Origin of the sequence: Bacteriovorax sp. DB6_IX, assembly GCF_000447775.1 — a bacterium.
Classification (GTDB): Bacteria; Bdellovibrionota; Bacteriovoracia; order Bacteriovoracales; family Bacteriovoracaceae; genus Halobacteriovorax_A.
In genome coordinates this window covers 1-12,370 of sequence record NZ_AUNJ01000205.1, presented here as the reverse complement: position 1 = coordinate 12,370, position 12,370 = coordinate 1, and the positions used below count along the sequence as shown (strand labels likewise).

At 37.6% G+C, this 12,370-nt stretch carries 9 protein-coding genes and 1 tRNA gene; 7 read left to right on the top strand and 3 right to left on the bottom strand.

All coding sequences use genetic code 11. From position 1 onward, the window contains the following. Positions 1-368 precede the first annotated feature (368 nt). Positions 369-776, top strand: coding sequence for a hypothetical protein (locus M901_RS06120; RefSeq protein WP_021277305.1), 408 nt, complete (start codon positions 369-371; stop codon positions 774-776). Between the two features lie 74 nt (positions 777-850). Further along, complete coding sequence (locus M901_RS06115; protein ID WP_021277309.1) at positions 851-3,310, top strand: sialidase family protein; 2,460 nt, start codon at positions 851-853, stop codon at positions 3,308-3,310. Positions 3,311-3,316: 6 nt separating this feature from the next. On the opposite strand, the gene M901_RS06110 is transcribed toward M901_RS06115, so the two are convergent. Further along, positions 3,317-3,391: transfer RNA gene (locus M901_RS06110), tRNA-Val, on the bottom strand. A 129-nt stretch (positions 3,392-3,520) separates the two neighbouring features. On the opposite strand from M901_RS06110, the gene M901_RS06105 reads away from it, so the two are divergent. Both M901_RS06105 and M901_RS06100 read left to right on the top strand, forming a co-directional pair. After that, on the top strand, positions 3,521-3,820 hold the full coding sequence (locus M901_RS06105) for a DUF4156 domain-containing protein (protein ID WP_021277311.1): 300 nt from the start codon (positions 3,521-3,523) through the stop codon (positions 3,818-3,820). Positions 3,821-3,835: 15 nt separating this feature from the next. Then, positions 3,836-4,894 carry a branched-chain amino acid aminotransferase gene (locus M901_RS06100; protein ID WP_021277310.1) on the top strand — a complete coding sequence of 353 codons (1,059 nt, stop codon included), beginning with the start codon at positions 3,836-3,838 and terminating at the stop codon, positions 4,892-4,894. Here the strand turns inward: M901_RS06100 and M901_RS06095 are convergent. Further along, a complete protein-coding gene (locus M901_RS06095) occupies positions 4,883-8,080 on the bottom strand; it encodes a response regulator (protein WP_021277304.1) in 3,198 nt (1,065 codons plus the stop codon). The genes M901_RS06100 and M901_RS06095 overlap by 12 nt on opposite strands. A gap of 48 nt (positions 8,081-8,128) precedes the next feature. Continuing rightward, a complete protein-coding gene (locus tag M901_RS06090) occupies positions 8,129-9,445 on the bottom strand; it encodes a putative Na+/H+ antiporter (RefSeq protein WP_021277303.1) in 1,317 nt (438 codons plus the stop codon). A gap of 305 nt (positions 9,446-9,750) precedes the next feature. Between M901_RS06090 and M901_RS06085 the strand changes: the two genes are divergently transcribed. From M901_RS06085 to M901_RS06075, 3 genes are all read left to right on the top strand, one after another. Beyond that, positions 9,751-10,536 (top strand): 5'-nucleotidase, lipoprotein e(P4) family, encoded by a 786-nt coding sequence (locus M901_RS06085; protein ID WP_021277307.1) that lies wholly within the window; start codon positions 9,751-9,753, stop codon positions 10,534-10,536. A gap of 124 nt (positions 10,537-10,660) precedes the next feature. Then, complete coding sequence (locus tag M901_RS06080) at positions 10,661-10,954, top strand: hypothetical protein (protein WP_021277308.1); 294 nt, start codon at positions 10,661-10,663, stop codon at positions 10,952-10,954. Between the two features lie 179 nt (positions 10,955-11,133). Further along, a partial coding sequence (locus M901_RS06075; RefSeq protein WP_021277306.1) for a hypothetical protein occupies positions 11,134-12,370 on the top strand: 1,237 nt, incomplete at its 3' end.

The window sequence follows — 12,370 nt, the reverse complement described above, 5'->3', positions numbered from 1 at the left end:
AAATCATCTCTGCTCACACTTTTTCTAAACAGCACCTCCTATCTAACCAAGACCAAGACATCAATATTAGTCGATATGGGATAGGTTTTGGATACAGTCTCTAAACTGAGTTATTTACTCAAGCTTAAAGACGTCTCCTCCCCTTAAGATTACAAGTAAAATTGTCGATCAAGTATGTATGTTTATTCGACTTCTCTTTATATTGATCTTATGTATGTCTTGTGTAGAAGAGGGACTTGTTGATGTTAGTCTCTTTAAAAAAAATATAAACTTAAATCCATAAATATGTCTCATTTCTAGCTACTATCAGCTCTAACGGTACAGGGAATCAATAGTCGAATAACCAAATAGATAATGAAAAGATTTCTTTGGACCCTGAGTTTGGAGTAAATCTATATGCAGGAACAGTCATAAATAATATTATCGATAACCTTTTTTACGGTATTGACTATGAGTCTTTCAATTTATTCAACTTCAAGGAATTATCTGATGGCTCCCAAACAGAACTCAAAGTAAACAGACAGGCCATTAGCTTCATTACTCTAGGAACTGATTTTTTATTCGATTTTTCTTACCCATTACTTCTTAAAACATCGTTTTCTAAAAGTGTAACAAGCCAGACAGATACTGAAGGATGGAAGTATATCGTCTATTTTAACTTATCATTAACAAAATCATTCTCTGCTCACACTTTTTATAAACAGCACCTCCTATCTAACCAAGACCAAGACATCAATATTAGTCGATATGGGATAGGTTTTGGATACAGTCTCTAAACTGAGTTATTTACTCAAGCTTAAAGACGTCTCCTCCCCTTAAGATTACAAGTAAAATTGTCGATCAAGTATGTATGTTTATTCGACTTCTCTTTATATTGATCTTATGTATGTCTTGTGTAGAAGAGGGACTTGTTGATGTTAGTCTCTTTAAAAAAAATAGTACCTCTATAGATACTTTAAACTACACTCCATTAAATGCGACAATTCACTCAGGAGAGACAATTGGGTATAGCTTTAGTAATGGACAAGCACCTTTTTTGGTCTCGACAGGAGGAGTTGGAACATTTAACAACCTTCTTCTAGAGTATACCGCTCCAAGGTCATCCTCTCCCTTAGCTCATCAAATATCAGTTTCAGATGATGTGGGCAATACGGCTAAAGTAAAGTTTAATATTCTTGGATTCGAAAAAAATATACATCTTGAACAGACAAAATCTTTTGGAGAACAAAACTATCCAACAAATTTAGCAAAAACAGCAAATGGTGATATCTACATGTCCAGTGTTGTCATAGACACTCCTGGCTGGGAGAGATGGGTTATTTGGAAAAGTACTGATATCGGTTCAAACTGGTCTATTGTTGATGAATTCATTTTTACTGATGAAGGAGAGAGTCATCCTCTCGGCATAGAAACCAAGAATAACGATATTTACGTATGTGGATATGCTTGGGAATCTGGTGGAATAATAAATAGTGAGTGGTTTATTCGCAAATCAACTGATCAAGGTTTAACCTGGCAAACAATCGACAGATGGAACTTAGAAACGGGAAATAATGTTTGTAACGATATCGAACATGATTCGAGTACAGATGATTTTTTCGCTTCAGGATATGCTCATACATCGGCCTCAGGAGATGTCGGAATTATCAAACAAAGTACTGACGATGGACAAAACTGGTCTGTCATTTTTAATGATTCCGATACGCGTGACGTATACACGGTAAAGGCCTCTCCAGCGGGAGTAATATGGGCAGTTGCGGAGAGCGATCTAGGAGCTGGAACAGTTCTTTACAAGGGAACTTATGCAGGTTCATGGACTTGGTCAGGGCCCTATTCAATTGGTATAAACTCGATTCCTTCAGTAGCTTATCAAAAATTTGGAAAGCTTTTAATCGAATCTGAGACAACGGCTTACTACGCAAGTAAACATTTAGGACGTTGGGTAATTTCGAAAACAACTGATTCAGGTCTAAACTGGACAAATATTTACACTGATGGGCTCTCTTCTGAAGGAGTAGATATCTTAAAAACAACTTCAGGTGATTTAATTTCTGTAGGGAGCAACACAACAAGTCCTAGAAATTTTGAAATAATTAGAAGTACAGATAATGGAGCCACATGGACAAAGGTTTTATCCGATAATACTCCTGCCAAAGAAGGAACCTTTGTTATTGAAGCAAATGATAACTCGCTTTTAAGCATAACTTATGAGGATGGTGGTTCACAACAAGTTCATTCTTACAGGTCTACTGACAATGGTGTCACTTGGTCTTCTAGAGGTGAAGCAAGATATTTATCCGCTATTTATACCGAGATAAATGATTACAAAGAAGACTCTTTAGGCAATATCTTTACTGCTGGTTTTACAATGATGACGGATAATAATGTAAATAACACTTGGAGTATAAATAAAAGTTCAGATAATGGTATTAGCTGGTCTCAATCAGATATTCTAACCGACCCAACATTTGATTTAAGTGCTCACACGATTGAACCTGTTTCAGGTGGGTACGTATATGCCAGCGGCGGAAGCAGGCAAGGCTTATTATTGAGACAGTCCAGTGATAGTGGCGCTTCATGGACAACTCTAGAACTATTCAATACCGGAACAACAAATAACTACAAAGCCTTTATGGGCTCAGATAGTTTTGAGAATATTTATTATGTAGCTTGGCAGTCTGACCCCGCAGTAAGTACACAAGTAAGAAAAGCTTCTTCAAATGGGACAGTAAGAACAACTGTTGGAACGTTTCCAATGAAAGCAGGAAGTACAAATTTTTCTGCCAGAAGTCTAGAGGTCCTTAGCGATGACAGTATCTGGCTCGGAGCAACTGAAAAAGACGGTGGAGTAACAACAACGACTGTCATCTATAGAACTCTTGACCAAGGAGTATCATGGACAGAAATGTTACGAACACCTGGTAATTCATCTTCTATAAAAGTTCAGAGAACTTCTGATGGAAAACTATTTGCCTCTAATCTCTATAAACTTTCTATTTCTACTGATAATGGAGTGACATGGAATAGCTACTATGACGGCTCTCTTGGAAGTCTTAAAGACTTTATAATAGGAAATAATGACCAAGTTTATATCTTAGTTAATAAGAAAGTTATTACTTATTCGACACAGACTTCCAGCTGGTACGAAGTGTGGGATATGAATGACAAAATAAACAACGCACATAATCCTGCTGCTACAGGGCTTTTTAAATGCAGTGCCAGCCCAATAAAAGTATGTCTAAATGTTTTAGAGGTATTCAGTGGCCAAGAAGGTGATAAAAATTATCTATGGCCTCTTAAGCTTCCATAAAAAAGATGGTGGACGTAGCAAGGATTGAACTTGCGACCCCTGTCGAGTCAGGACAGTGCTCTCCCACTGAGCTATACGTCCACGATTGGTGGATTTATAATATAATCATTTGAATTTGCTACGTCAACATTTCTGTATGACGCGGTGTTTGTATCAAAAGCCAATTTTGGTCGATAGAATCTTTTTACTTAACTCACAAAGGATACACATATGAAGAAAGTCTTATTTGCAGTGACTGCTGCCGCTCTTATGACGAGCTGTGCTGTTTCAAAAACTGTTCTAACTCCTGAAGGAGAGAAGATTAAAGTTGTTAATAAGAAGCCTCACAAGAGATGTCGTGCGGTCATCAGTGTCGTTGGTGAGAATGATGAAGGTGTAATGGATCTTGCGATCAACCATGCGAGAAATCAGGCCGGTAAGAAAGGTGCTGACACTTTATATGTTACAGATGAGGTTAGCCAAGGTAGTATGTGGCGAGTTCACGCTACAGGGTATATCTGTAAGAAATAATAACGAGAGAGTATCATGAATATTACACAAGAAGCTATTGACGCAATAGAGAACTTCTCTATGCCAGATAATGTAGGTTTTGGAAAAGTTATGCTGCCTATAATGGCAGTGGCTGAATATAAAGATGGTCAGTGGAGCCAAGTTGAAGTTAAGAAGTATGAAAAACTACAACTTGATCCGACTTGTAAAGTTCTTCACTATGGTCAAGAAATCTTTGAAGGAATGAAGGCCTATAATTACAAAGACAATGGTCCTAACCTATTTCGTCCGCTTGAAAATTGGAAGAGGTTTAACCTTTCTGGAAAGAGAATGGCGATGCCCGAAGTGCCTGAAGAAATCTTTATGGGTGCAGTAGAAGAAGTCACTTGGCTTGGGAGAAAGTTTGTTCCAAAAAGAAGTGGAGAATCACTCTATATTCGTCCTTTTATGTTTGCCTCTGAATGCAACTTAGGAATCAAGCCAGCAGAAGAATTTCTTTTTATGGTTGTGGCCTCACCAGTAGGAAGCTACTTTGCTGGTGGAAGTATCAAAGTTCTTATTGAGCGAGATATGATACGTGCTTGTTCAGGTGGAATGGGTGCAGCAAAAACTGGTGGAAATTATGCTGGAAGTTTACTCTCAGCGATTGAAACAAAGAAACTTGGTTATGACCAAACACTTTGGCTCTCTGCCACAGATAAAGAAAGTATTGAAGAAATGAGTGGGATGAATTTCTTTGCTGTAATCAATGGAGAATTACATACTCCAGAAATTACAGACACAATTCTAAATGGAATTACAAGAAACTCTCTTATTGAATTGGCAAAATCTGAGGGGCTTAAAGTTCATGAAAGACGTATGTCTATTACAGAAATGATTTCGGCGATTCAAGATGGAAGCTGTACTGAGTGTTTTGCTTGTGGAACAGCGGCAATTCTTACGCCAATATCTTCAATGCATGATCGTGGTGGAAAGGACTATATACTCAAAGAAGAATATGGGCCAATCGCGAGAGACCTAAGAGATAAGCTACTTGGTATTCAAGAGCTTTCAATTGAAGATAAGTTTAACTGGACGAAGTTATTAAATAGATAATTTGAATTTCTTAAGGGCCTCTTTGAGGTCCTTAATCTTTAATGGCTTACTTAGGTAATCATTCATTCCAACTTCCACACATTTTTCAGCATCACCCTTCATGGCCAAGGCCGTTAGAGCAATAATATAGGGACGACCATATTTTTCATCAGCACGAATTTCTTTTGTCGTATCAAGCCCATTCATTTCTGGCATATGGACATCCATAAAAACTAAGTCATAATCTTCTCTCATTAACTCTTTTAAGCAGTCCGCACCACTTGTGACTGTGACAGGCTCAACCTTAAACTTCTTTAAAAAGCCCGCCGCCACTTTTAAATTAATCAGATTATCATCCACAACTAAAACCTTATGAGATGAAAGATCATCAAGATTAACATCTTGAGTAGTTTCTTCACTTACCTGATTCTTTTCTAAGAGAGATTCTAAGAATGAGTTGAGATTGCAGTTTAGTAAAGGCTTTTGAAGAGTCGATATAACGCTTTTCTTCTTTTCTAGTTCTTTAAGTTTTGGTGAATTTGAGGCACTCGTAATAATAAACTTAGGACTTACTTCACTATCTATTAGTTCTCTCAATTTAGGAGACTTTTGAATAGAGTCAAAACTTAGAATGACATAATCAAATTTAAAGCTAGTCACTTTTTCAGTGAAACTCTCGAGCTTCGTTCCAATAGAAATATCCATCTGATAATTCTTAAGTAACCTTCTAATAATCTCTCGATTTTCTTTCATCTCTTCATAAATAAGAACTTTCTTATTTTCGAGGTATTCAATAGTCTCTTGAGAAAATTGGTATTCCTGCTTCTCTAAAATATCCAGTGGTATCTCTACCCAGAATCGACTTCCTTCCCCCTCTTCAGAGACAAAGTTAATTCTTCCATTCATCATTTCAGCAATTTTTTTACAAATGGTTAGACCTAGCCCAGTCCCACCATACTTCTTCGTTGTAGAAATATCTTCTTGAATAAAAGGCTTGAAGATTTTTTCTCTGGCCAGTTTGCTTATCCCTATCCCGGTATCTTCAACCATGATTTTGAAGTTTCCAAGTTCTTCACTAATTGAAAGGCGGATAAATCCTGAATCAGTAAACTTTAATGAGTTCCCAATAAAGTTTAAAATAATCTGCTTTATTCTCTCGGGATCACCTTTAACTTTGTAACGGCGCCCAAGATCATTCTTTACAATAAATTCGATCCCCTTCTTATGTATAACAGGGGCCATAATCTTGGCCGACTCTTCAATAATATTCTCTATACAGAATTCATCTTGGCTTAGCTCAAGAGTTCCCGATTCAATCTTAGAAAGATCTAGAACATCATTAATAAGTGTTAAAAGAAGATTTCCAGACTCAAGAATGGTTTTCAATTCATTCTTCTTATCCGAATCAATATTTGAGTCAAGGAGGATCTGAGTCATTCCTATAATAGCATTGAGTGGTGTTCTAATCTCATGGGACATATTGGCCAAGAACATCGACTTTGCATCATTAGCTGCCTCAGCTTCTGTTTTGGCGTCACTAACCTTTTGTAGTGTTTTTACTAGCTCAGAAGTTCTCTCATTAACCTTAATTTCTAATGACCTATTGAGCTCACTAATTTTATTCTCATATTTTACTTGTTCATCAATATCGACATGAGTCCCGAGCATTCTTAAAGGAGTCCCATCATTGGACTCTTCAATAATTCTCCCTCTTGCAAGAATCCACTTAAGGCTTCCATCTTTACAACGGAAGCGAATTCTGGTGTTATATTCAGGCTCTTCACCAGAGAGGTAATTATCTAAGAGCTTCATGACTCTCTGTCTATCCCCTTCATATATAAGTGTTTCAAAAGTCGAAAGAACCTGTGGGAGTTCATTCTCTTCATAGCCAAGCATTTCAAACCAACGCGGGCTGTATTTCACATTATTTGAGCGTAGGTCCCAGTCCCATACTCCATCTCGTGAAGCATCAAAAGCGAGGGCCAAACGTTTTTCACTATCTTTTAATGAGTGCTCTTTTTCCTTTAATTGTCCGATAACATTATTAATCGAATCCCTTAAAAGATTTACGAGATTATCTGACTTTGCACTCGTGTCAAGATAATCAATCTTATTACTATTTAATAGTTTTCCCGCTTGCTCTGTAATTTCTTTAAAAGGGGTAATAAGAGTTCTAGCAAGTACACTAAGAATTGATAGAATCACAAGATAAACTAGTATGATAATTGGAATAACAGTCGATCTAAACTTACTAAGTGCAGACATCACAGTATTCTTTTCTATATCTAACCCTAACGAATAAGTTGTTCCTGGGATACGGCGATAGAAGATATATCTTTCTTGCTCTCCCGCCATATAGAGTTGATACCCGACTTCTTCGAGAATCATTTTATTCCCGATATAAACAAGATCAGGATTCTTTTCCTCAACGATTTTTTGAACTTGAGAAATCGTTTGCCCTATTTCATCCTTAACAATCTTGTCTCCTTCTTTTAGAAGGCCGACAACCTTTTCTTCATCCCAGTGATACCAATAGGCACCGGTTTGAGAGATAAGAAAGACGCGAGGACTCTCTAGAGAAAGAAATTTATACTTTAACTTATCAATCAGCCTTTGAACTCTCTCCCAAGTAACAGTTAGTCCAACAAGTCCTAAAATTGCTCCATCTTTCTTGATACTTGAAGCAACCACAACTTGCTTAACACCCGTTGTATAAGAAATCATTGGCTCAGAAATATAGACTCTTCTCTCATTGAAAGAATTTGAACCAACAGTAACTTTCCAATAATCTCTCTTAGCAATACTCTTAGGACTTGCGTTTGGGTCTAAATCATTACTGGTTCTAAGGAGCCCCTGTCTTGGATTTCCTCCAGATGTATTGTAAAAACGTCCCTTTTTATCCCCTATAATGACCTTCTCAATATTATCGACATTCGATGAAAGAAAAGACATAAGCTTGGGACGCATCTTAATAAAGTCCATACTTTGAACTTCTGAGAACTCTGAGAGGACTGCGGCCTCACGCTTTCTCTCTCTAAAGAAAGCTCCCACCCCTTGAGCAAGAGTGTTGACCTGATGAGAAGCATCGACAATCGCAGCCTCTTCAACAATTCTAAAATACTCAGGCAAAAGAATGACAGTCAGAGCCGAAAAGGCAACGATAATACTAGTTGAAAATATGAGAATAATCTTATTGGTAAGTTTCATCTACAAAAGAAAAAAAGGAGAAGGCCAGGCCTTCTCCTTTAAAGTATATTATTGACCTAAGCTAGGTAATACTAAGAAGCAAATCATTGCTAAAATTGTTGGTCCAATGGCACCGGCAAGTAGCCCAATTGGACTAATTCCGTCTTTACCAAATGAACTTTTCAAAATACCAAAACCTGCAGGGTTTGGAGCATTGGCAATAACAGTTAAACCACCACCGGCAACCGCACCAGCAACAAGGTAGTATTTCTTGGCATCAGTTAATTCAACTAATGAACCGAGATATGTAAGAGCAGCGTTATCAGTAATGGCCGTTAGAGCTGTTGATCCTCCAAAGAGAGCAAGATCAGGAAGCTTTGCTAGAACTGGTTGTAGCCACCAAGCTTGTTGTCCACCAAGAACAACGAGACCACCAAGGAAGAAACCAACAAGTAGTGATTCTTTCAGTTTAATCTCATCTTGATATTCTTGAGTTACAGCAGCGAAACCTAAGAAGAATAGGAAAAGCCCTAGGAAGAAAACCATGTGGTGAGCTGTGTAAACAACTAGCCCCATAAAGACAAGGTGAACTAGTGTAATCCACCAAGTAGGCTCCATCCAGTTGTCGTGCTTCGCTTTAATTTCAAGTTTACCTTTAAGCTCGTTCTTAAACATGAAGGCAACCGCAAAAGTTCCTACAACAATTGAGATAACTGCTTTGTAACCGAAGTTCGTGATCATATGTCCGAATCCCCAGTGCCACTTAGAGGCAACCATAAGAACAGGAGGTGCCGCAAAGTGAGAAAGAGTTCCACCAATTGAGATATTTACAAAAAGTAGTCCTAGTGTTGCATACTTAAATTTATCGCTCATCTCATTTGAGTAATAGTAATCAAGTAGGATAAGTGCTGTCACAGTCATAGCAGCAGGCTCTGTAATAAATGACCCAAGAATTGGACCAATAACTAGAGAGGCAATATAGAACGCCATTCTCCCCGGAAGAGGAATTACTTTAGAAATTGCTAGAATGATCTTTTCAGCGAAAACGATAATTGGTCTCGTCCCGGCCATTGCCATAATAACAAAAACAAAAGCAGGCTCTGTAAAATTCAGGTCTTGTTCAAGATACCTTAGAGCACCACCGACGACCTTGTGGTCAGCATCAAAAATCATGAGCCCTTCAGTTGCTGAATAATAAGCAATAAAGATAGCGGCCCAAATTCCAAAAACGGCCTCAACTTCACCTAAGAAGTGAAGAAGGTTTTCCATAATTGATCCTTCCGGATACTTATGGGCAAGGTGTTGGATTTTAGAGACGAGAAACGTGTGGCAGACGGCCAGCGCGAAAAGAATCGTCCCTACTAACTGAAGATTAGTTGGATTCATAAGATTTCCTTCCTTTTATACAATACTTACATACATTTATCTTAGTTTAGTTCCTAGAGTATTGCGTGGCAAATATTTAAAAACAGGGTAATTATTGCATTTTGTCGTAATTATAATTATTTATGTGAACATTTTCAGGAATATCCGTAGCTTATTCATTAGGTGACAAAAAGAGATTCACCATGAATTTTGCCAAAATTTCTTTTCTCACATCCCTTCCAAGATCTGGGCATATGACCTAAATCATTGGCCAATCCCTTTCATCTGATTAATGATAGGAGGATTATAATTTCGAAAGGAGAAATATGCGTTACCTTGTTTTACTAGCTCTAAGTTCCCTACTCTTTTCTTGTGCAACAGTTAGAAAAGAGAATGTTGATTACCAAGAGGCCGGAACTCTTTGGATCCAAACGTCAGCTGAAGTCAAGGCCCTCATCTATCAGGCCTTTAATATTGCCAAACTCAGACTTGACCAAGACCTACAAAAGAGAGGTCGTAAATATAATGCCAAAAAACGTGCCATCGTAGTTGATGTCGATGAGACAATTGTCGACAACTCACCTTACCAGGCCAAGAATATTCTTGTTGGTAGAGAATATACGTCTGAGAATTGGGCAGAGTGGATTGATCTTGCAGATGCCAAGGCCCTACCTGGAGCTGTTGAATTTCTAAACTACGCCAAATCAAAAGGTGTCGAAGTTTTCTTTATTACAAATAGAAAACAAAGAGGATACCAGGCGACAATGGACAACTTAAAGAAGCTAGGTTTTCCAGTCTCAAAGAAGAATCTCTTTTTAAGAACTGAAGAAGGTCACTCAAAAGAGAAAAGAAGACAAATGGTGATGAAGAATTATCGAATTGTTCTACTGATGGGAGATTCAATGGGTGATTTTGGTCCATTCTTTGAAACAAAGTCAATGGCCCAGAGAAATGAGCTGACAGAGAAGTATCAAAGAGAATTTGGAGATAAATTTATCGTTCTTCCAAACCCTATGTATGGGGAATGGCTTGGCTCTATTTACGATTATGACTATAGTCTAAGCAATAAAAAGAAGAAGAAAATTCGTCGCTCAAAACTTAGACCCTACTAACACAATCCTAACAATGGGGGCCTTGTCCCCCACTTGTCCAAATAAAGATTCCAGACTCTTCTATATTTATTGACCAATAGTGAACACCTTTATATAAAGGCGAAAAATTATATATGGGGGATTTATGAAAAAGACATTAAAAGTTATCTTTTTATCACTAGTTACAATGAGCGCTGTTATGGCCACAGGTTGTGAGACAGAAGTTGAGCTTCAGGCCTTTGATATTCTTTCTCAAGAACTAGGGACTGACTTCAATGATTCATTTAATAACTGGCACTATACTGCGACACTTAATAGTTCTGTAGAAGGGAAAGAAAGTTACACAACTCTATTTAATACTGAGTACGGAACTTTTAGAGTCGATCTTGATATCGACCAATTTTGTGACGTGACTGATTACTCAATTGCACCTTTCTAAGTTATCAAATATACGAGACCTTCGGTCCTTGAAGGTCTCAAACTCCTTGAAAAAATTACAATTTCCCACACCTGAACACAGAATGTGTTAGTTTGCTAAAAAATTGTTCAAATTCAAGCTCACGTTTGTTCACGCTCCTGCTGTTTATTAATACTTAACAATTTTCTGAGGGAGAGAGTATGTCAAAAAAGTCTAAATCTGCGCTGATTGCCACTACTGCTATCGCCATTCAACTTCTTTCACCATCTAAGATTATGGCAAATGGTCTAGAGGGACATATTAGAAGCCTTAACAATGTTAAGGTGTCTGAAGGTCTTAAAGAAAGAATCAAAATGGTAATTGATAGTAATAAGGTTGCAGGATCAAGACCGGCTTTCTGTCCTCTTAATAATACCAACTCATATAAGAAGACGGCCGACAGCTTGAAGTCTATTGTCACTGTTTTTAAAGATGACTGCTTTGATGATAATCAGGCCTTGGTTGATCAAATCCTCACAAGCTCAAAACAGCTTGAAGAAGAGCTGAATAAAATTGCTGAAGAAACAGGAAAGGACACAACTGATGTTGTTCCTAGTGTAGATGAAATTGAAGTCGATGGAATTCCTCTGACAAAACTTATGGATGGGATGAATACCCTATTCAATAAAAGCAAATGTAGTAATTTAGATGATACCCCACTATTAGAGCGTTCGGCAGATGTCATTCAAACTTTCTCTCAATTCGGTTTGTACTCTCCAAGTGGGGTTTCTGTTGCCTATGGTGGACTCGCTGTAGCTTCAATGATGAGATTTATCAATGGGATCTTTGAGAAGAGATTTGAATTTGAAAATGAAGCGGATATCGACACTTTCGTAAAACTAAATTGTGCTTACTATGATGTGAGAAACCAAGTTAAAACACTTGAGATGTTTGATATCGATACAAATAAGCACTACAAAGATAAAGAGGTTCTTTCAGATATTTCAAAAGAGCTTGCAAAGTCAAAGAAGCTACTTGAAGACGCGAAAGCGAAAACTCCTTCAGAAATTGAGAAACTAAAGAAGGAACACACTTCAAAAGTAGAAAAGGAATTAGAGAGTTTAATATCTCCTCTTTATAAGAAAATAGAATCCCCTATCACTGATCTACCTGGAAAGTCGGCAACTTACCAACAAGCAGAAATATTAGGTGAGCTCTATTTTCAATTGCCACAACTTGAGCAAGCACTTGATGAGTATATCAAACACTCTTCAGGAGCAGATCGCTTCTTAAATATTCTTTTTAAAAGAAAGCTTGAAGAAGTCCAAAATGCTGAAGAGCTGATGGAAATGAAGACCTCTGATTTCAATAATAAGTTTAGAGCAGATCTCGCAAGTTCATTTAAAAGAGTTCTTACAGATATCTCAAAGAAAAGAGAAGCTGCAGGAAAAGAATTTG

Coding starts and splice junctions, on each gene's coding strand:
- M901_RS06115 (WP_021277309.1), top strand. CDS start 851: ATGTTTATTCGACTTCTCTTTATATTGATCTTATGTATGTCTTGTGTA.
- M901_RS06105 (WP_021277311.1), top strand. CDS start 3,521: ATGAAGAAAGTCTTATTTGCAGTGACTGCTGCCGCTCTTATGACGAGC.
- M901_RS06100 (WP_021277310.1), top strand. CDS start 3,836: ATGAATATTACACAAGAAGCTATTGACGCAATAGAGAACTTCTCTATG.
- M901_RS06095 (WP_021277304.1), bottom strand. CDS start 8,080: ATGAAACTTACCAATAAGATTATTCTCATATTTTCAACTAGTATTATC.
- M901_RS06090 (WP_021277303.1), bottom strand. CDS start 9,445: ATGAATCCAACTAATCTTCAGTTAGTAGGGACGATTCTTTTCGCGCTG.
- M901_RS06085 (WP_021277307.1), top strand. CDS start 9,751: ATGCGTTACCTTGTTTTACTAGCTCTAAGTTCCCTACTCTTTTCTTGT.
- M901_RS06080 (WP_021277308.1), top strand. CDS start 10,661: ATGAAAAAGACATTAAAAGTTATCTTTTTATCACTAGTTACAATGAGC.